At 37.3% G+C, this 19,315-nt stretch carries 19 protein-coding genes; 12 read left to right on the top strand and 7 right to left on the bottom strand.

Going from position 1 to position 19,315, the window contains the following annotated elements; translation table 11 throughout:
- Positions 1 to 103: 103 nt before the first annotated feature.
- Entirely contained in the window at positions 104 to 535 is a 432-nt protein-coding gene (locus EYB29_RS06995) for an acyl-CoA thioesterase (protein WP_035855668.1), read from the bottom strand.
- A gap of 125 nt (positions 536 to 660) precedes the next feature.
- On the opposite strand from EYB29_RS06995, the gene EYB29_RS06990 reads away from it, so the two are divergent.
- Both EYB29_RS06990 and EYB29_RS06985 read left to right on the top strand, forming a co-directional pair.
- Positions 661 to 1,518 (top strand): fumarylacetoacetate hydrolase family protein, encoded by an 858-nt coding sequence (locus tag EYB29_RS06990; protein ID WP_166626965.1) that lies wholly within the window; start codon positions 661 to 663, stop codon positions 1,516 to 1,518.
- Between the two features lie 5 nt (positions 1,519 to 1,523).
- Positions 1,524 to 2,234 (top strand): MOSC domain-containing protein, encoded by a 711-nt coding sequence (locus EYB29_RS06985; protein ID WP_026866071.1) that lies wholly within the window; start codon positions 1,524 to 1,526, stop codon positions 2,232 to 2,234.
- 28 nt (positions 2,235 to 2,262) lie between these two features.
- Here the strand turns inward: EYB29_RS06985 and EYB29_RS06980 are convergent, their stop codons facing one another.
- Genes EYB29_RS06980 through EYB29_RS06960 form a run of 5 tightly spaced genes read right to left on the bottom strand, consistent with a single transcriptional unit; the run spans position 2,263 to position 6,497 of the window.
- Entirely contained in the window at positions 2,263 to 3,018 is a 756-nt protein-coding gene (locus EYB29_RS06980; RefSeq protein WP_166626964.1) for an alpha/beta hydrolase, read from the bottom strand.
- A gap of 58 nt (positions 3,019 to 3,076) precedes the next feature.
- Positions 3,077 to 3,766 carry an ABC transporter permease gene (locus tag EYB29_RS06975; protein ID WP_026866069.1) on the bottom strand — a complete coding sequence of 230 codons (690 nt, stop codon included), beginning with the start codon at positions 3,764 to 3,766 and terminating at the stop codon, positions 3,077 to 3,079.
- Between the two features lies 1 nt (position 3,767).
- On the bottom strand, positions 3,768 to 4,697 hold the full coding sequence (locus EYB29_RS06970; RefSeq protein ID WP_026866068.1) for an osmoprotectant ABC transporter substrate-binding protein: 930 nt from the start codon (positions 4,695 to 4,697) through the stop codon (positions 3,768 to 3,770).
- A 10-nt stretch (positions 4,698 to 4,707) separates the two neighbouring features.
- Positions 4,708 to 5,343, bottom strand: coding sequence for an ABC transporter permease (locus tag EYB29_RS06965; RefSeq protein ID WP_026866067.1), 636 nt, complete (start codon positions 5,341 to 5,343; stop codon positions 4,708 to 4,710).
- Positions 5,340 to 6,497 carry a betaine/proline/choline family ABC transporter ATP-binding protein gene (locus EYB29_RS06960; protein WP_166626963.1) on the bottom strand — a complete coding sequence of 386 codons (1,158 nt, stop codon included), beginning with the start codon at positions 6,495 to 6,497 and terminating at the stop codon, positions 5,340 to 5,342. The genes EYB29_RS06965 and EYB29_RS06960 overlap by 4 nt, the downstream gene beginning before the upstream one ends.
- 301 nt (positions 6,498 to 6,798) lie before the next feature.
- Here EYB29_RS06960 and EYB29_RS06955 point away from each other — a divergent pair, with 301 nt between their 5' ends.
- From EYB29_RS06955 to lhgO, 10 genes are all read left to right on the top strand, one after another.
- Positions 6,799 to 7,974 carry a M20 metallopeptidase family protein gene (locus EYB29_RS06955; RefSeq protein WP_166626962.1) on the top strand — a complete coding sequence of 392 codons (1,176 nt, stop codon included), beginning with the start codon at positions 6,799 to 6,801 and terminating at the stop codon, positions 7,972 to 7,974.
- Positions 7,975 to 8,048: 74 nt separating this feature from the next.
- Positions 8,049 to 8,579 (top strand): thioredoxin domain-containing protein, encoded by a 531-nt coding sequence (locus EYB29_RS06950; RefSeq protein ID WP_035855657.1) that lies wholly within the window; start codon positions 8,049 to 8,051, stop codon positions 8,577 to 8,579.
- A gap of 57 nt (positions 8,580 to 8,636) precedes the next feature.
- Entirely contained in the window at positions 8,637 to 8,909 is a 273-nt protein-coding gene (locus EYB29_RS06945) for a YciI family protein (protein WP_026866063.1), read from the top strand.
- Positions 8,910 to 8,928: 19 nt separating this feature from the next.
- Entirely contained in the window at positions 8,929 to 10,284 is a 1,356-nt protein-coding gene (locus EYB29_RS06940; protein WP_166626961.1) for a fibronectin type III domain-containing protein, read from the top strand.
- A gap of 203 nt (positions 10,285 to 10,487) precedes the next feature.
- Positions 10,488 to 11,507 carry a TAXI family TRAP transporter solute-binding subunit gene (locus tag EYB29_RS06935; protein WP_026866062.1) on the top strand — a complete coding sequence of 340 codons (1,020 nt, stop codon included), beginning with the start codon at positions 10,488 to 10,490 and terminating at the stop codon, positions 11,505 to 11,507.
- Positions 11,500 to 13,449 carry a TRAP transporter permease gene (locus tag EYB29_RS06930; protein ID WP_166626960.1) on the top strand — a complete coding sequence of 650 codons (1,950 nt, stop codon included), beginning with the start codon at positions 11,500 to 11,502 and terminating at the stop codon, positions 13,447 to 13,449. The genes EYB29_RS06935 and EYB29_RS06930 overlap by 8 nt, the downstream gene beginning before the upstream one ends.
- Complete coding sequence (locus tag EYB29_RS06925; RefSeq protein WP_166626959.1) at positions 13,436 to 14,137, top strand: FadR/GntR family transcriptional regulator; 702 nt, start codon at positions 13,436 to 13,438, stop codon at positions 14,135 to 14,137. The genes EYB29_RS06930 and EYB29_RS06925 overlap by 14 nt, the downstream gene beginning before the upstream one ends.
- A gap of 10 nt (positions 14,138 to 14,147) precedes the next feature.
- On the top strand, positions 14,148 to 15,554 hold the full coding sequence (locus EYB29_RS06920) for an FAD-binding oxidoreductase (protein ID WP_026866059.1): 1,407 nt from the start codon (positions 14,148 to 14,150) through the stop codon (positions 15,552 to 15,554).
- Positions 15,547 to 16,824, top strand: a complete 1,278-nt coding sequence (locus EYB29_RS06915; RefSeq protein ID WP_166626958.1) for a (Fe-S)-binding protein — start codon at positions 15,547 to 15,549, stop codon at positions 16,822 to 16,824. The genes EYB29_RS06920 and EYB29_RS06915 overlap by 8 nt, the downstream gene beginning before the upstream one ends.
- On the top strand, positions 16,821 to 18,029 hold the full coding sequence (lhgO, locus tag EYB29_RS06910; protein ID WP_166626957.1) for an L-2-hydroxyglutarate oxidase: 1,209 nt from the start codon (positions 16,821 to 16,823) through the stop codon (positions 18,027 to 18,029). The genes EYB29_RS06915 and lhgO overlap by 4 nt, the downstream gene beginning before the upstream one ends.
- A gap of 121 nt (positions 18,030 to 18,150) precedes the next feature.
- Here lhgO and EYB29_RS06905 read toward each other — a convergent pair whose 3' ends face one another.
- Positions 18,151 to 19,299: an aminotransferase class I/II-fold pyridoxal phosphate-dependent enzyme gene (locus EYB29_RS06905; protein WP_166626956.1), complete on the bottom strand. Its 1,149-nt coding sequence runs from the start codon at positions 19,297 to 19,299 to the stop codon at positions 18,151 to 18,153.
- Positions 19,300 to 19,315 lie beyond the last annotated feature (16 nt).

The following is a 19,315-nucleotide window of genomic DNA, read 5'->3' as shown; positions in this document are numbered from 1 at the left end:
TATATCGACTGGTAAAGTCAAAATACCGGTCAATGAGTGCTATCTTTGTCCAGTAAAACAAAAGTACCGGCAGATGAATACGCTCATTTGCCGGTAACACTGTTTATTTCTTTTTGATTTCTTCGTATTTAGCGTACCACTCTGGAAAAACTCGCTTGAAGACGACTGGTTTGAACTCTCCATCAACTTTTTTTACTACAAGTAGTGTCGTAGTACCGTGAGTACAAACTTCACCATCTCCGTTGACAATTTCAAAACCGTAGATGGTCCGCATACCTGTATTTTCTTCTACCCAGGTGCGGACAAAGGCACGATCACTGTATTTTAGTGGTTTGGCATAGGTAATATTGACGTTGTGTACTGGGGCTAAATATCCTTCTCTCTCCATCGCTAAATAATCATAACCGATGTCTTCAATTAGTTTCCGACGTCCGAGTTCAAGCCATTTGATATATGAACCATGATAGATGACGCCCATCATATCAGTATCTGCATACAAGATTTGAATTTCTGTTTCTGCTACATATACACTCATGAAAAATCCTCCTATTAATACATATTAATATTGTATCATTCTAATACTGTAAAAATCTCCTCGACTTTTAGACCGGAAAAATAAAGGTTATGATAGAATGAGGTAACTAGGAATGGGGTAATAATATGAAATTACTAACTTTTATAGATCCAGATTCAGGAGATTGTCGTACAGGTGTACTTACTTCTAAAGGTGTACTCGACATATCTGAAGATTTTAGTTCGATTCAAGAGGTTATGAACCATCAAGGAAAGGCTGAAGCACTGATTGATTTTTATATTGAAGGTGAAGGTGTGGATTTTCTAGAGTATGACAGTCTCACTCTTGGACCAGCTGTTCCTAATCCAGGAAAAATCATTTGTGTTGGGGTAAATTACAAACGCCACGCTGAGGAAATGCAAATTGATATTCCCAAACATCCGATACTATTTTCTAAGTTTAACAACGCACTCACTGCGCATAATAGTACTATAAATATTCCGCAAGGTGTGACTGCAATGGATTATGAAGGTGAGTTAGCGATTATAATCGGGAAGACAGCTAAAAGTGTCAGTAGAGAAGACGCTATGGATTATATTTTTGGTTATACAAATGCGAATGACGTATCGGAGAGAACATCACAATTTAGAACGAGCCAATGGCTAACAGGTAAGACCTATGATGGGTTCTGTCCCGTTGGACCATACATTGTCACCTTAGAAGAACTCGGAGAACCTCATAAATTACGTATTAAGACTTATGTCAATGGTGAGTTACGACAAGATTCTAATACGAATGATATGATATTTAAAAGTAGAAGTTTAGTTAGTTATACTTCCCAGTTTATGACTTTAGAGCCAGGCGATATTATTTTAACAGGAACTCCAGAAGGTGTTGCTTCAGGTTATAAAACAGCAATTAAACCTTGGATAAAAGACGGTGACACTGTAACAGTAGAAATTGAGTCACTCGGTAGATTAACAAATTGTTTTAAAATGGAGTGATAGAAATGCCAGTGTATGGTAAAGTTCACAAACTTTTTGTTGGTAAAGTAAAAACGATTGGTAATCCTAAGGCAGAAGAAAAGATGGATCAAGAATGGCAGACTGGTGCATTCAAAGAAGAGACTAAAGAAGCGGTATTTTTATCGAAAAATGGTTTAGTAGGAGACGAATGTCAGGATAAGAAAAACCATGGTGGTCCTGAAAAAGCTTTGTTTGCTTATGCAGTTAGTCACTACGAAAAATGGCGTGTTGAACTCGCTACTGATGACATTGGACCTGGTGGCAATGGAGAAAATATTGCTGTCTTGCACATGGATGAAGAATCGGTATGTATTGGAGATATTTACGAACTGGGTGAGGCAACCATTCAAGTTTCGCAACCTAGAAGACCATGCTGGAAGCTTGCTAGACGACATGGCGATATTGAACTTGCTAAAAAGATAGAAGATAGTGGGCGGACAGGTTGGTACTTTAGAGTACTTAGAGAAGGTAAAATCAAAAAAGACGATGAATTTAAGTTATTAGAACGCCCAGCATTGGATTGGACGATTGCTCAGATGAATGAGGTGCTTTACCATAACCGCGACAATATTGGCTTACTTGAAAATCTTAGAGACCAAGAATTCACACCAGACAGTTGGGTTAAAACAATCAATAAAATATTAACAGGTGAGGAAATTGATGAATCACCAAGGTTATATGGACCGAATGTATAAAAGACTAGATTTTATTTCTAGTCTTTTTTTACTTGCTCATCCATTCAATTGCTTTTTTTATGCCTTGATCCCAATAAGCATAATCATGTTTACCGGGTCCATCTTCAAATTTTAATTTAACCCCTTTAGAGTGAAGTGTATCAGCAAATTCCAGATTGTCACTGTGTAGTTCATCTTCTTGACCACACATGATATAAAGTTCGGGTAGATTGTTTGAAAGTATCCCATTTTCTATAATAGTGGTGATATCGAGTTCCGTATCTCTTGTAGTAGATACCTCACCAATTATGTTAGCCATCTGAAAGTCTTGCCATTTATAGTTTAATAATTTTTCAGGGTTTGTAGTTGCTGACATGAAGCATGCTTTTGAGAATAATTCTGGATGTTCGAATGTTGTTTTAATCGCTCCAAAACCACCCATAGAGTGTCCGGCAAGGAAATTATCAAGACGATCTAGAGAAAGTGGGAAGATGCTATGAGCATAATTCCAAACTTCTAAGATGTGATCCTCATAACTATGGCCATATTTCATGTTGGTATAAAAACTATTGTCACCGTCGGGGAGAATGATTGCAATACCATAATCATTTGCATAACGCTCAATACTGGTAAAGCGCAGGTATGAATTATAATCGCTTGAAAGACCATGGAGAATCATTAAAGTAGGTAGTAATTTGTTTTGACTCCCTGTGTCATAATGACTATCCGCTTCGGGTAAAATTATATTGAAATAATGATGTTTACCTAATACTTTTGAGTAAAAATTGATATGCATTAGTGCCACTTAATCAAGACCTTTCTCTTTATAAAATAAGAGCAGCCCTACATGGGCCACTCACAAATTAATTGTTAATGGATTGTGCTTTTGGTTCTTTGTCATCAGGGTTATGAGTCGGGTCTAGTTTGCGCTCGACAAATCTTAGACCGAAGTCGATAATGACCGCAATTAATGCAATGGGTATCGCACCAGCTAAAATGTATACTGTACCATCAGTGGCATTAGTTCCTCGGATAATTAAGTCTGTCAGGGTAGGAGCCCCAATAAAGGAACCGATTGCTACGACACCGATTGCCACAACGAGGGCAATGCGGAAGCCACCAATAATAACCGATAATGCTAAAGGTAATTCAATCAATCTTAATACTTGATTACGTGTCATACCCATACTTTTACCCGCATCAGTAATATTATGATCCACACCTTTAATGCCAGCATAGGTGTTTTTTATGATGGGTAATAGAGCGTATAAAAAGACGGTCATAATGACGGTGTTTGTTCCTAAGCCCATAACTAACATTAAAATTGCAAGCATCGCTAGGGCTGGAACAGTTTGAATAATGTTAGCCAAAGTGATGACAAAACCGGACAGTTTTGAATAACGCGCAATCATTATACCAATTGGTACACCGACAATCGCAGCAAATAACACACCGTAGACACTCATAAGTAAGTGGTCTAAGAAGAGTCGGAACAAGTAAGGGAAGTTATTGGTAAAGTAATCAAATAGTTCAACTAATAAGTTACCATCCATTTTAATTCTCCTCCTCTTCAAAGTAGTTATGTTCTTCTAAAAATTGTTCTGCAACAATAGCAGGTTCAGTGCCTTCTTCGTCTGCTTGGTAGTTTAATTGTTGCATCGTTTCAGTTGTGATTGTACCTTCTAAACGCATCAGTGCCTCGTCTATAACCGGATATTCTTCAATGATTTCATAGGTCGCAAAAGGTGATGCATCATAAGGTGGGAAGAATTGTAAATCATCCTCTAACACGACTAAGTCATAGGCTGCAATACGACCATCGGTTGTGTAACCTAAAGCGACATCTAAGCTGCCACTATACAGGGCTTCATATACCAAACTAATTTGCATCGGACTCATGTCAGAAAAACCAAATCCATATGCTTCTTGGAATGCATCATAGCCATCGCCTTCACGGTTAACCCAAGAGTTGTCCACACCTACTGCGAATTCATCTGCATATTCAGCTAAATCAGAAGTTTTCTCGAGGTTATATTCTTCAGCGGTTTCCTGTGTCACCATAAAAGCATAGGTGTTATCGAAACCATAGGAATTATAGAATTTCATATTGTACTGATCTTTAAAACCATCTTGTACTAATTTTAAGGCCTCATCTGGATCGCTGACAGGTTCTTTTTGTAAGGCACCTGTTAAATCTGTACCAGTGTATCTAGTTCCAGAAATTTGAGCATCACCTGTAATTAAGGCGTTATGTTGAATCGTTGATGAGCCTAGATTATTGATTAAAGTCGGTTGAAGTTCTCCATCACTATAGTGTTCAATCATAAGTCTGACCATATGTGATGTGATTTGTGATTCAGATGTACTTAATGATGTAATTGTAATACCATCGCTCGAACTGCTACTTAAACCAGGTAAGCTACACCCGGATAAGAAGATAACAGATACGAGGATGACAGTTATAAACCTTTTTATCTGTGTCATATATTCTCTCCTATCTGGATACTTTTAATCCTTTGGGTGTGATCCATTTTTCTGTAAGTGCCAAACAATAGTCTGCTAGTAGAGCAATAACAGTCACCATGATTGTTGCACTGATAATTAATTCTGGTTGGTAGGTATTTAACCCATTAAAAATATAATCTCCTAAACCACCTGCGCCAATATAACTCGCAAGTGTTGCCCATGAAATGACATATACAGATGACAGGCGGATACCGCTTAAAATTAATGGTGTAGCTAAGGGGATTTCAAGGCCTTTTATTATTTGACCCTTAGTCATTCCCATGCTTTTAGCTGCATCTCTAAGGTCTGGGTCAATATTTCTCACGCCGATAATGGTGTTATTTAAAATAGGCAATAAGATATAGGCGCTAAGTGCAATAATTGCTGGCACACGACCAATGCCGAATAATGGAATCATGAGTGCCAGTACGGCTAGTGTTGGGACGGTTTGCAGTACGCCTGCTAAGGTGAGTATCCAACCCGCTAAACGTTTAGTGTTTGCTATAGCCATACCTATAGGGACAGCAATGATAATACCGATTCCTAAAGATATTATAGAAATATAAAGGTGTTCCCATGTTTTGAAAAGTAAGTCGCTACCATTGGAACTAAGAAAATCCATCATGATTGCTCAACTCCTAAGGGATTACTTTCATCTTCCTGGCTTTCTCCCCAAATCGTGTCATAGACAATATCTACTAAGTTCGAACGGGTAATGAGTCCAACTAACTTGTTGTTATCATCGATAACTGGAATATTTCTAATGTTACGTTTCAAGATAGTGCGTACAGAATCTTGAAGTTTAGAATCTACACCGATTCGATAAACGTCGCGATTCATTAGGTCAACAAGATCCATGCCTTTTCTGTAACCATCATTAATATCTTCAATATCTACAAAACCAAGTAATTTTTTCTGATCATCTGTTACTAGGATTGTATCGATACGCTTTTCTCTCATGAGTGTTATACAATCATTGATTGATTTATCTACAGTGATACTAATCGGTTGAATCATGGCATCTTGTACTGTTCTCATATTTGGACGATCCTGGATGAGGCGGCCTTCACCAATGAAATCACGAACGAAGCCATTAGCAGGATGTCTTAAAATTTCGTCAGGCGTATCAAATTGGACGATTTTACCGTGACTCATGATAACGATTCTGTCAGCGAGCTTGATTGCTTCATCCATATCATGGGTAACGAAGATAAATGTTTTGCCTAATTTTTTCTGTAATTCTTTAACTAAATCTTGTAGGGTGTCACGCGTAATAGGGTCTAGCGCGCCGAAGGGTTCATCCATCAGGATGATGTTTTGTTCAGCTGCAAGTGCTCTGACAACACCGATACGTTGTTGCTGACCACCTGAGAGTTCGGAAGGATAACGGTCGAGATACTCTTCTGGTAAATCGACTAGTTTGATTAGTTCTCTCGCTTTTTTGTCTTTATCTTCATCGGACCATTTTAATAGTCTGGGGACTAAGGTGATGTTTTCTTTGATAGTCATATGAGGTAAGAGTCCAATTTGTTGAATAACGTAACCAATGCTACGACGAAGTTCAACAGGATTTTTCTTAGAAATATCCTCACCATTTATTGTGATTGTGCCTGTTGATGGTTCAATCATGCGATTGATCATACGTAGAGCGGTTGTTTTACCACTACCACTCGTACCAATAAAGGCAATAAATTCACCCTCATTAATATCGAGTGAGATATTGTCGACGGCTTTCTTGTTACCGCCATAAGTCTTTGAAACGTTCTTAAAACTGAGCATAATCTATCTCCTTTTCCATAATTAAAAAGTTGATCTCAGAACATGGTTAGTATAGCATAGTAGATTTTAAATTTCATATTATTAGATAAGTTTCACATATTTAAAATGCTTTTAAAAAACTGTTATAAATAGTATTGTGAAATTTATAATTGAAATTTATTGAAATATTAGTCTGTAATAATATGAAATTTTGAAACGCATAAATTATATTACCCTATAATTTTAAAAGTATTCAGAAATTTATTTGACAAGTTCATGACAAACAATTAGCTTTAAATTAAATAGAAGAAGGGGTGTTTATATGCAAGAAGGTATTTTATCGAAAGCAGCCGCATTAAAAGAGGACATTATTAGTTGGAGAAGACATTTACACCAGTATCCTGAACTATCATTTGAAGAAGTAGAAACAGTTAGATTCGTTAAAGAGAAACTTGAACAATTAAATTTTGATATCGAGTACCCGATCGCGAAAACTGGTTTAATAGCTACTTTAAAAGGAGAATCTGAGGGTCCGACAGTTGCTTTACGTGCGGATATGGATGCCCTGCCAATACAAGAAGAAAGTAATCTACCTTATAAATCGTCAGTCGATGGCGTCGGGCATTTGTGTGGGCATGACGCACATACTGCAATTTTACTTGGTGCTGCTCATATACTCAGCCAAAATCCGCTGAAGAAGGGGAATATTAAATTGCTGTTCCAGCCAGCTGAAGAGGGCTATAGTGGTGCAGAGGTGATGGTAAATGAAGGCGCCTTACAAAATCCTCATGTTGATGTGATTGCTGGACTGCATGTGCACCCGACAGTTAAAACGGGAGAAACTTCGATTACAGAAGGTTATGCGACGGCGTGTGCAGACTCATTTGATATTAAAATTATTGGCAAAGGCGGGCATGCTGCCCATCCTCACCTATCCATTGACCCGATTGCAATTGCTTCTACAGTCATTGCATCATTGCAGCAGGTCGTCAGTAGAAATGTTGATCCTTTAGAAAACATCGTTTTAACAATAGGGAAGATTAACGGTGGATTTGCGAGAAATGTCATTGCGCCAGAGGTCGCCTTAGAAGGCACTGTACGATTATTAAATCCAAACCTTCGACCACTCGTTAAAGAAAAAATGGATGAGTATTTAAAAGGTATTACTGAGGGTATGGGTGGGACTTATGAATTTACTTATACAGATGGTATTCCTTCAGTTTATAATGAACCAACATTAATTCCTAACTTACATCACTCAATTGATAAAGTCCTTGGTGAAAATCAGCTGCTTAAAGTGAAACCGAGTATGGGTGGAGAAGATTTTTCATATTACACTAACAAGATTCCAGGTGTCTTCTTTAGGCTAGGTACAAATGGCAGTGAAGATACGAGCTACCCCAATCATCACCCTAAATTTAATGTGGATGAAGATGCTTTGCCTTATGGTTCAGCGATACTGTCACAATTTGCATATGATTATATAGAAAATCATTAAGTTTAGAATTTATTAGGTTGTGATGGGTCACAATAGGGTATGTATAAATAAGTAATTTTTCTAGGAGGATTTATATGAAAAATAGATATAGTGCGGATATTGAATATTTAACGGTGGGCTTAGACCATGCCAAAGTTGAAGTTGAAGCTTTTGTGAATCTAGGGTGCCCTTATTGCCAAACATTCTTTGAAGTTATTGATGAGGTATTAAAACCTTATGCAGATGATGGTTATATCAAACTTGTTCTTAAACATGTGGACAGAACAAAATCAAAATTATTGCGTGGTACTGTTGCCAATAATTATGTGGACCATGATGATCCAATCGAAGGGTATAATACAATGAAAGAACTATTCATGACACAAGATTCATGGTCGGATAGCTTTAAGGATACGATTAATAAGTGTGAAAATGACCTGGGCTTACCAGAATTAAAAGCACAGTATGACCGTGGTGAGGAAGTACTTAAAGACTTCAATGAACGTGGATTAAGAATTGTGCCAACTGTGTTTATTAATGGCGAACAGGTAGATTACAAGCCAAAAGAACTGTCTAAAGATGAAGTAGCTGAGCTATTTAAAAATAAAATAGAACCTTTAAAATAGGCTTGTGTTTCAAGTCTATTTTATTTTAGTGTATAGTACCTGTAAGGAGAGATAGATATGAAATATTTTGCCGTTTTTTTATCGATGAAAAGTGAAGCATTATCCAAACAACATCGACCAGAACACCTGGCTTTTTTAGAAACACATAGAAATGCAGGTAATATCTTAATGAACGGGCGCTTTACTGATGGCTCCGGAGGGCTCGTGATATATAGGGGAGAAGATGAAAGTAAAATTGAATCACTCGTCAACGAGGATCCTTACATTAAATTAGGTGCAAGAAATTACGAGATACGTGAATGGGATATGGAAAGTAACTACGAGTTTTAGATGTTCGGAGTGGTAAAAGATGATTAGGGCAACTAGAAGAGCGAGCTTAATTATTATTGCAATGCTATTGATGATCACACCGCTTGTTAAAGCGCAAGAAGAAATTAATCCATACTTATTGAACATGGTTGATATTCGGACTTCATCTGAAGAGGCGAATCAAGAAGCGTGGCAGATGATCAGTCGTATGAATCATGTAGAGAATCGAATTTTATATGAAACGAATAATCATGGTGCAACATTTATATTGGCAGATACACCGATTACTGAACAACCAGAATTTGAATACTTAAAGGGGAGCGTCCCTAGAGGACATACTAACTCATGGGATTCGATTCCCGGTGCTGGAGCGTATGAATCTATCGCACGAATTGGTTATAGTGATCCAGGTAAAGGGCATTCTGCCATTAACCTTGAGCTTCACGAGTATGGCCATGTTGTTGACTCATTTACAGTCGGGGTTCAAGTGAGTGAAACGGAAGAATTTCGTGCAGTTCAGAACGCTGAGCTCGATAGTCTGTTTGGTGATAATTCACAAAGAGATTACTACAATAATGTAGATGAGTACTTTGCAGAAGCCTTTGCTATGTATTATCTAAATGATGAAAGTCGTAGTGAATTGGCTTCAAAAGCACCAAGAACACTCGCTTTCTTCGATAAATTTGCACATAGCATTTTATCAGTTGGGGAAGTGACAGGTAATACTGTTACGATGCACTGGGATCCTCATGAAGACGCAGTTGAATATGAAGTGTTTAGAAATGATGAATCTGTCGGTACAACGACAGGTCCAAACTACAGAATAGAAGGACTAGATACAGACACAACATATGATTTTAAAGTCATTGCTAAAGATTCAGAAGGTAAGGCCATGTATACTTCATACACACGGTCGGCACTGACAGGCAGTGTACAGGATCCACCTGATGTAGATATTGAAGAACTTGAAGCTACAATCTCAGAAGTTGAGTCTGCCTATGAAGATGAAGAAATGGGCAAATCATTAACAAGAGCCCTGCAAAATGCGAATACTTATATTGCAGATGTAAACAATGATGAATATACTTCTGGGGGCAATGAAATTACTCAAGGTGGCGTAGATTCATTGAATGCAAGCTTACAAGAAGCTTGGGAAGAAGATGAGGAAATCAAGCGTCAAATTGAAGAAGAAAAACAACGTGAAGAAGAAGAAAGGCAGGCAGAAGAACAGAGAAAAGCAGAAGAACAGGCTGCCTTAGAAGCTAAAGAGAGAGAAGAAGCTGAAGCCTTAGCAGAAAGAGAAGCACTGATGTCAACTTTAACTAAGGTTGGTGTTGGACTCTTAGTGATTGTTGCAGCATTTATTGGCTGGATGATATACCGTAAGCGAAAATAAAAATAGAAGAGATGACTCGGACAAAGTATACTAGTCCGAGTCATTTTTTATTTTAAAGTGGAAGATGAAAAACTAATAGAATCGACAAAAAAAGATTAAAATTATCAGAAAATAGACTTGATTTAGACATGTTTATATTGTAAGGTTGTCATATTGTAATACAAGTGTAAGCGTATACATTTAATTAGGGGGGGATAGACCAAATGAAGAGAGGTTTATCGATTATTATGATTTTGCTCTTGTCACTTAGCGTATTAGCTGGATGTAATTTTGAAAAGAAAGAGATATATAACATTGCAACAGCATCAACAGGTGGTACTTATTATCCAATTGGAGTGGGGATGGGACAACTTTGGACAGAACACTATCGTGATCAAAATATTAAATTTAATGGACAGTCGTCAGCTGGTTCAGTTGAGAATATCGATTTAATGAAAAGTGGAGAGGCTGATTTGTCTATTCTTCAAAATTTAATTTCAACTCAAGCTTATGAGGGGGCTGGAATATTTGAAGGTAATGAATATAAAGACTTGAGAGCGATAGGTATGATATGGCCAAATGTTGAGCACTTTGTACTTATGAATAGCGAAGTGGAAAGTGGAGATATCTCTGATATTGAGGGAACTTCATTTTCTGTTGGACCACAAGCGAGTGGGACAGAACAGTCTACTGTCACAATGATGGAAGGAATCGGTTTGACTAAAGAAGATATAAGAACTGAGTACCTTGGTTATGACGATACAATTTCTTCTATGAGAGATGGTCGTTTGAATGGTGGATCTTTACCAGCTGGAACGCCTGTATCCGCAATTACTGATATGTTTGCAAGTAACCTACAAGCAAGTATTTTAGAAGTGACGGATGAACAATTAGATCAGATTAATGAAGTCGCAAATGCTTGGTATCCATACACTATAGAAGCGGGAACATACCCGAGACAAGAAGAGGATATACAAACGATTGCTCAACCAAACGTTCTTGTGGCGACACCGGATATGGATGCTGATTTTGTATATGATTTGACTAAAATTTTGTATGAAAATCAGGAGTTTATGATTGGCGTACACAACTCTGCTCGAGAAATGAAAGTGGAAACAGCGCTAGATGGACTAAACACACCACTACATGAAGGAGCTTATCGATATTTTGAAGAACAAGGACTTGATATTCCGGACCATTTAAGACCTGCGGAATTAGAGGAAGGAGCTGGTTCAGATGAATAAGAATGAAGATGAAGTTATTGAAGTGTCTCCTGACGAATATCGTAAGCAAAGACTTGAGGGTTGGCCATCTAAAGCCGCAGCTATTATTGGTATTGTTTTGGCAATTTTTGTCCTTCTCACATCAAGCTACTTGAATATTCAAGAATTTTATAGAAATACGATATTCTTGATACTGATTGTTGTACTTGGATTCTTTATATATCCAAGAAATAAAAAGAAACCAGGTCAAAAATTTTCCTATTTTGACTTAGCTTTAGCTGGCTTAGGTATTATTTCTATAGGATACATTACTGTAACCTATACAAATTTACATGTGGAACGTATGTCACAGGCAAACAATTTAGATTACATTTTTGCAATCCTATGTATTTTAGTATTATTTGAAATTACAAGAAGGTCAATTGGTTGGTTTATTCCAATTATTAGTGTTCTCGCAATGATTTACGCAGTTTACGGTGCATATTTTCCTATTGATTTTGCACATTCTGGATTTAGCATAGAACGTTTATTGTACAGAATCTACATGACATCTAATGGTATTTTCGGAAGTACGTTATCAATTGCATCTACTTATATCGTACTTTTTATCTTGTTTGGTTCGTTCCTAAGCGCAAGTGGTGCGAGTAAACTATTCAATGACTTAGCGCTTGCAATAGCTGGGCAGCGCCGAGGTGGGCCAGCTCAAGTTGCAGTAATTACAAGTGCACTAACAGGGACACTAAACGGTAGTGCTGTTGCAAACGTTGCAACAACAGGTGCTTTTACAATTCCTTTAATGAAAAGTATAGGTTTAAAACCTAAATTTGCAGCCGGTGTCGAGGCCGCTGCTTCTACTGGTGGTATGATTATGCCTCCAATCATGGGAGCTGCAGCGTTTATAATGGCAGGTTTTCTTGGTGTACCTTACACTGTTGTCGTTATCGCTGGAATCATACCTGCCTTACTTTATTACTTAGCATTAATCTTTGCAGTAGATGCTGAAGCGAAAAAACATGGGCTAAAAGGTATTAGTAAGGAAAATATTCCTGAGATTAAGAAGGTGCTTTTAGAAAGAGGTGCCTTATTGATTCCGATCGTCGTTGTTTTCGCTGTGTTATTAACAGGGAGAACAGCGATAATGGCAGGATTTGCAGGTATTATTACGGCAATAATCACTTCATATTTAACGAAAGATAAAAACAATCGAGTGAATGTAAGAAAATTCTTTGAGGCATTAAGTGATGGTGCGAGAGGATCTGTTCAAGTTGCCATTGCCTGTGCATCAGTCGGTATTATTATCGCAGTCGTATCAATGAGTGGCGTCGGTTCAATGTTAGCTTACAATGTTATCGACATTGCTGGAGGTAACTTATTCTTAATTCTAATCATGGTAATGGCCACATGTATCCTTCTTAGCTTTGGGTTACCATCTACAGCATTGTATATCGTTGTTGCTGTAACTGCAGCGCCAGCTCTTGTTCAAGCAGGTGTAACGCCATTGGCTGCACACTTCTTTGTGTTCTACTTTGGAGCAATGTCGAATGTCACACCACCGGTTGCTCTTGCAGCATATACTGGAGCAGGTATTGCTAATGCTGATCCAATGAAAACATCGTGGACAGCGCTAAGACTAGCCTTACCAGGCTTTATCATACCGTTCATTATTGCTTATGATCCGATTATACTATTAGATACTTCAGAAGGACCTATTGAATACCTAAGACTTCTTGGTGTCTTGGTAACTGCAATAATAGGGGTTTATGCATTAGCTGTTGGGTTAGGGAAATTTATCAGAACTAACCTAAATATAATTGAGCAGGTATTGATGATACTTGTCGCTTTCCTTTTAATAACAACAGATCAGATGCTAGATTTAATAGGGATTGTCATATTTGTTGTCGTGATGATCATTCACTTTATGAGAAGTAGAAAAAAGGTGGAAGCGAGTAATGGACCTAATTAAAAAGGGAAAACTTTCGGATATTATATTTAAAGATTTAGAAAAACGCATAAAAGGTAAAGAATATGAAGTCGGTGAAAAGCTACCTTCTGAAAATGAACTCTCAAAATTTTACAAGGTAAGTCGTGTACCAGTAAGGGAAGCTTTGAGTCGATTAGTATCTATGGGTTATGTAGAGTCGAGCCAGGGGAAAGGTAGCTACGTTAAAACCACTTCTGTTGCTGATCAAGTTAAAGCCTATACTTATGAGAGTTTTAACAAGAAAGAATTACTCGATTTACTAGAGATGAGAACAGTTTTAGAAGTTCAGTCCGCACCTCTTTCTGCATTAAGAAGGACGGAAGAAGATTTGAAGGAAATTGCTGCTGCACTTAAACATTTTAAGAAAATAACCACTAATCAGCATGTGATTGGAATGGAAGCGGACTACGACTTTCACAAGGCAATCGTCATTTCAACGAAGAATGAGTACATGATACAGACGTTCAATAACCTTCAAACAGTTCATAGAGATGCATTGGAATTCTCGTTGAAATTGAACATTGGGAAACCTGAGAAGAGAGAAAGTGTATATGAAGAGCATGAATTGATTTATGAAGCCATAAAAAACCAATCTCCTGAACAAGCTGCAAAATATATGGAAACACACTTATTTAATATGAGGAGAAAGCTTGGAGATGACAGAATATAGGTGACGTTTGATGAAGGAAAAGGTAATTAAAAAACTAAATTTGATATTTGCTGAGAGATTATTGCTTGAAATAGACGATAGAATTTCGTATGGATATGATGGCTCTTTTGGACAGTATATACCAGAGGCTGTGGTACAAGTGTTAAGTACAGAAGAAGTTAAAGAAACAGTGATTTTGGCAGATGAATACGAAGTCCCAATATATCCTAGAGGAGCAGCAACAAGCCTGTCTGGTGGACCATTACCAGTACATGGAGGGATTGTGCTCGACTTCTCTCAATGGACTCAAAAGCTAGAGATATACCCAGATGATTTACTGATAAAAGTAAGTCCTGGTGTAAAGACTGAGGATATTCATAAACTCGCTGAGTCACATAATTTGATGTATGCACCTGATCCGTCATCATCTAAAATTTGTACAATTGGTGGTAATCTCGCAGAAAATGCGGGAGGTCCTAGAGGAGTAAAGTACGGAGTGACAAAAGACTATGTAATTGGTTTAGAAGTTGTTACGGCAAAAGGTAAAGTGATTAGAACTGGCGGTAATACAGTTAAAAACGTTACAGGCTATGATCTAACAAAGTTATTAATCGGTTCAGAGGGAACGCTGGGTATAATTACAGAAGCGACTTTAAGATTAATTCCTAAACCACAAGATACCTTAACCGCAATGGCAATTTTTGATGATTTATATACTGCAGGTCAATCGATTTCAAAAATATTAACCTCCGGTGTTCGACCATCGAAAATGGAAATTCTGGATCAAAATTCAATAAATAAGGTTGAAGACTATGCTAAGCTCAATCTCCCAAGAAATGCGGCAGCTATTATCTTAATAGAAGTTGATGGTGACGAGGATGTATTACCGAAAGAACTCAATGTTATTAAAGAAGCATTGGAAAGTATTGGGGTTAATGATATTAGAATTGCAGAAAGTAAAGAAGATGAAGAAAATTTGTGGCGAGTAAGAAAGCTTGTATCACCCGCTATTGTGACAAGTGGCTATACCAAAATTTCAGAAGATGCTACAGTCCCATTGAGCAAAATACCTGACATGTTTAAAAAAATTAATGAATTAAAAAATAAATATGAATTAGATATTGTCGTGTTCGGTCACGCGGGTGATGGTAATTTGCACCCATCTATTAATACAAATATGAGGGACCAGTCAGAAGTAAGTAGGGTCGAAGATGCAATTGAAGAAATCTTTGATTATGCTATTGAACTTGGTGGTACATTATCTGGCGAACATGGAATTGGAACGATGAAACGCGCATTTTTCGAAAGAGAAGTGGGCCAAGATGGATTAGAATTACAAAAAGCGATTAAAAAAGCAATGGATCCAAAGAATATATTGAATCCAGGAAAAATATTTCCCCAAGACGGAGAAAAAAGGTTAGTGTTGCGAAATGACTAATGAACTTGTGAAAAAATTGGATTATGAAGCGACTTTCGATTGTGTGCAGTGTGGATACTGTTTACCAGCATGTCCGACATATATAGCTTTTGAAAAAGAAAAGCACTCTCCAAGAGGTAGAATAAATCTCGTTAAGATGGCAGCAGAAGGTAAAATTACAATTGGGGATATGCAAGAAGGTATAGATCTTTGTTTAGGGTGCCGGGCGTGTGAAACAGTTTGTCCAACCAATGTTAGGTACGGTGACATTTTGATGTCGGCTGTTGAGGTTTTAAAGGAAAATAAAAAACAGAGCGTGATAGAAAAAACGAATCGAACACTGGCATTTAAAATCGCTTTAAAAAATAAAAATGTGTTGAGATTGATTAACAAAGGTTTGTATATGTATCAAATTTCTGGAGTCAAGCGCTTAACTAAAAATTATAATTTATTAAAATCAGTTCAAAAATTTAATGAGTTAAATAAAGCAATGCCTGACGTGATATTGAGTCGACGAATCAACCGTAATATTAATCCTTTTAGACGAAACAATGTATCGGTTGGATTCTTCCAAGGATGTATAATGGATTCATTTTTTGCACGAATTAATGATCTTGCCATAAAAATAATGCAAAAAAATTATGTTCAAGTCACTAACATCCCTAACCAAACATGTTGTGGGGCACTTCAACATCATGCAGGTGAGTCAAAAGACACTATAGAGCTTGCAAAGAAAAACATTGAGGCTTTTGAGAAGTATGATTTTGATTATATAGTCAATACAATTGGTGGGTGTGGAGCGACTTTAAAAGAGTACCATAAACTATTTAAGTCTGGTACAGACTGGCATAATCGAGCTTTAGCATTTACTAATAAGGTAAGAGACATATCTCAGATTCTCTCATTTTTGAATTTAGAATTTATCAACCCAATTAATAAGAATGCAGTGTATCAACCATCTTGCCATTTAGAAAATGTACAAAAAGTATTTAATGAACCTGACAAACTGATAGAGAAAATTCCTGGACTAACATATTTACCTATGCCACAACGGTCATTATGTTGTGGTTCAGCCGGTATTTACAATATTGTTCATTATAATGAATCGATGAAAATATTAGATATGAAAATGAAAAATGTCAGAGCAACAGAACCTAATTTGATTATTACTTCAAACCCTGGCTGTCATATACAGATGCAGTTAGGCGTTGAAAGAGAAGGTTTAAGTGACGTATTAGAAGTCAAGCACTTAGTGGAAGTTATCGCAGAATCTTGTGGGGTGGAAGTATGATGAGAAATGTTGATATATTAATTGTAGGAGCGGGAATCATTGGAATGAGTACTGCTTATCATTTGTCGTTAATAGAGCCAGATAAAAAAATCGTTGTCTTGGATAAAGAAGATGAAGCTGCTAAACATCAAACAGGTCATAATAGTGGTGTTATACATTCGGGGATTTACTATAAACCTGGGTCTTATAAAGCTGAATTTGCAAGGAATGGTTCACAATCCATGATGCATTTTTGTCGTGAACATGAGATCGACTTTAATCAATGTGGAAAGGTGATAGTTGCCACTGAAGATGAAGAGTTAGAACGACTTCATAATCTCTATAAAAGAGGGTTGGAAAACGGCTTAGATGTGGAATTAATGTCTGCGGAAAAAGTGAGAGAAATAGAACCATTTGTGAACACTGTTGGAGGTATACATGTAAAAAATACTGGGATAGTGGATTATAAAGAAGTGACTGAAAAGTTTAGTGAGTTGTTCATTAACAACGGTGGGAATGTCATTTATAACAGTGAAGTGACTTCGGTTGATCCTATAGATAATCAAGTGGTGATACACACTAAAAATCAGGCATTTCAAGCCAAATATTTTATTAATTGTGCTGGCCTATACAGCGATAAACTAGCAAAAATGAGTGGTATTAACTCTGATGTGAAAATCATTCCATTTAGAGGAGAATACTTTGAATTAAGTCGTGAAACAGAAAAGTATGTAAAAACTTTAATCTACCCTGTTCCTAACCCTGAATTACCATTTCTAGGTGTCCACTTCACTAATATGATTTCAGGTGGTGTTGATGTTGGACCAAATGCTGTACTTGGACTAAAAAAAGAGGCTTATCAGAAAATTGGTTTTGATAGAAGTGAAACGCTAGAGATTTTAACGTTTCCTGGACTTTATCGAATGGGCATAAAGAATATCAAAGAGGGTATCGGTGAATACTATCGATCCTTCAATAAGAAAGCCTTTGTAAAGGCTGCTAAAAAATTAATACCGTTATTGAAAGCTAAAGATATTACACCAATGGAAGCGGGAGTGAGAGCTCAAGCGATGAAACCGGATGGTACCTTATTAGATGATTTTTACTTTGAGGAAAATGATTACTCAGTTCATGTATTAAATGCACCTTCACCTGCAGCTACGTGTTCAATAGAAATTGGAAAAGAAATTGCCAGAAGATTTCAGGAGAAAGTCAGTAAAAATTAATTTGAAAAGTAGAAAACCCGAGTCATTGTAAGACTCGGGTTTTTGAATAAAGTAGGGTCTGTGCCGGTAGATGAGCGAACTCATTGACTTGTAAAATCAAAATATCAGTCAATGAACAACATTATAATCCATTCATAAATCGCTCTAATCGATCCATACCTTCTTCTAAAACTTCCATAGAGCTAGCAAATGAGATACGAATATGTCCTTTACCGTATTTTGAAAAAGCTGAACCTGGCACGACAGCCATATGTTCTTTTTCTAAGAGCTTAACTGCAAATTCCCAGTCGTCTAATCCAGTGTGTGCGATGCACGGGAAAATATAAAAAGCGCCACCGGGTGTTTTGACGTCACAACCCATCGCTTTAAGTCGTTCGCATATATAGTCACGACGCTTGAGGTAAGCTTCATTCATTACTTTAGGATAATCAATGGCACCTGTCAGCGCTTCTATAGCAGCATATTGACTTGGCACAGTAGCGCAGATGGAGTTGCTTAAATGTACTTTTAAAATCTCATCGCTTAAATACTTTGGTGATAGGGTGTAACCGATTCTCCATCCAGTCATTGAGTGAGATTTTGAAACGCCATGAATAATAATCGTCTTGTCTCTTATACTACTAAAGCTTCCAAAGGAAATATGTTGTCCTTCATAGACATTCTCACTATATATTTCATCACTAATTAAAAAAACATCTTTTTGCTCAATAAAGTCCACAATGGCTTGTATCTCTTTTTCACCTAGGGAAGCGCCTGTAGGATTGGATGGATAGTTTAAAAGAATAGCTTTTGTACGATCTGTCATTAATGCTTCTAGTTTATCTATTGAGGGTATGAAGTCACTATCAGAAACATCTAAGTATTTAACAACTCCGCCGTTTAATTCTATTAATGATTCATAAGCTGGATAGGCTGGTGCGGTGATAATCACTTCATCACCTTCAACGAGCAATGTACGGAGTGTTGAGTCTAGCGCTTCGCTAGCACCACTTGTAATCACGACTTCATCAACTGAATAGGGAGCTTGATATTTATTTTCAAAAAACTCAGCAACGGCTTGTCGTAACTCAACCATCCCGGCATTTAACGAATAACCCGTATGGTTGTCGTTAATGGCTTGTATAGCAGCAGCTTTCACACTATCTGGTGTAGGGAAGTCTGGTTGTCCGATTGTAAGGTTAATACCGTCATCCATTTGTTGGACTTGGTTAGAAAAAACTCTGATGCCTGGTGTTGATAGTGCTGTGGCGCGTGGATTAATTGTTGGCATATGTATCACTCCTGAA

Origin of the sequence: Jeotgalicoccus sp. S0W5 (assembly GCF_011634875.1) — a bacterium.
Taxonomy (GTDB): domain Bacteria; phylum Bacillota; class Bacilli; order Staphylococcales; family Salinicoccaceae; genus Jeotgalicoccus; species Jeotgalicoccus marinus.
The sequence above is the reverse complement of the archived record's forward strand: the minus strand, read 5'-3'. Positions and strand labels throughout refer to the sequence as shown.

Bases quoted from the DNA above. Each gene is read 5' to 3' on its own strand.
- EYB29_RS06965 (WP_026866067.1), bottom strand. From the start codon at position 5,343: ATGATGGATTTTCTTAGTTCCAATGGTAGCGACTTACTTTTCAAAACA.
- EYB29_RS06990 (WP_166626965.1), top strand. From the start codon at position 661: ATGAAATTACTAACTTTTATAGATCCAGATTCAGGAGATTGTCGTACA.
- EYB29_RS06985 (WP_026866071.1), top strand. From the start codon at position 1,524: ATGCCAGTGTATGGTAAAGTTCACAAACTTTTTGTTGGTAAAGTAAAA.
- EYB29_RS06940 (WP_166626961.1), top strand. From the start codon at position 8,929: ATGATTAGGGCAACTAGAAGAGCGAGCTTAATTATTATTGCAATGCTA.
- EYB29_RS06975 (WP_026866069.1), bottom strand. From the start codon at position 3,766: ATGGATGGTAACTTATTAGTTGAACTATTTGATTACTTTACCAATAAC.
- EYB29_RS06935 (WP_026866062.1), top strand. From the start codon at position 10,488: ATGAAGAGAGGTTTATCGATTATTATGATTTTGCTCTTGTCACTTAGC.
- EYB29_RS06955 (WP_166626962.1), top strand. From the start codon at position 6,799: ATGCAAGAAGGTATTTTATCGAAAGCAGCCGCATTAAAAGAGGACATT.
- EYB29_RS06995 (WP_035855668.1), bottom strand. From the start codon at position 535: ATGAGTGTATATGTAGCAGAAACAGAAATTCAAATCTTGTATGCAGAT.
- EYB29_RS06970 (WP_026866068.1), bottom strand. From the start codon at position 4,697: ATGACACAGATAAAAAGGTTTATAACTGTCATCCTCGTATCTGTTATC.
- EYB29_RS06925 (WP_166626959.1), top strand. From the start codon at position 13,436: ATGGACCTAATTAAAAAGGGAAAACTTTCGGATATTATATTTAAAGAT.
- EYB29_RS06930 (WP_166626960.1), top strand. From the start codon at position 11,500: ATGAATAAGAATGAAGATGAAGTTATTGAAGTGTCTCCTGACGAATAT.
- EYB29_RS06945 (WP_026866063.1), top strand. From the start codon at position 8,637: ATGAAATATTTTGCCGTTTTTTTATCGATGAAAAGTGAAGCATTATCC.
- lhgO (WP_166626957.1), top strand. From the start codon at position 16,821: ATGATGAGAAATGTTGATATATTAATTGTAGGAGCGGGAATCATTGGA.
- EYB29_RS06920 (WP_026866059.1), top strand. From the start codon at position 14,148: ATGAAGGAAAAGGTAATTAAAAAACTAAATTTGATATTTGCTGAGAGA.
- EYB29_RS06950 (WP_035855657.1), top strand. From the start codon at position 8,049: ATGAAAAATAGATATAGTGCGGATATTGAATATTTAACGGTGGGCTTA.
- EYB29_RS06905 (WP_166626956.1), bottom strand. From the start codon at position 19,299: ATGCCAACAATTAATCCACGCGCCACAGCACTATCAACACCAGGCATC.
- EYB29_RS06960 (WP_166626963.1), bottom strand. From the start codon at position 6,497: ATGCTCAGTTTTAAGAACGTTTCAAAGACTTATGGCGGTAACAAGAAA.
- EYB29_RS06915 (WP_166626958.1), top strand. From the start codon at position 15,547: ATGACTAATGAACTTGTGAAAAAATTGGATTATGAAGCGACTTTCGAT.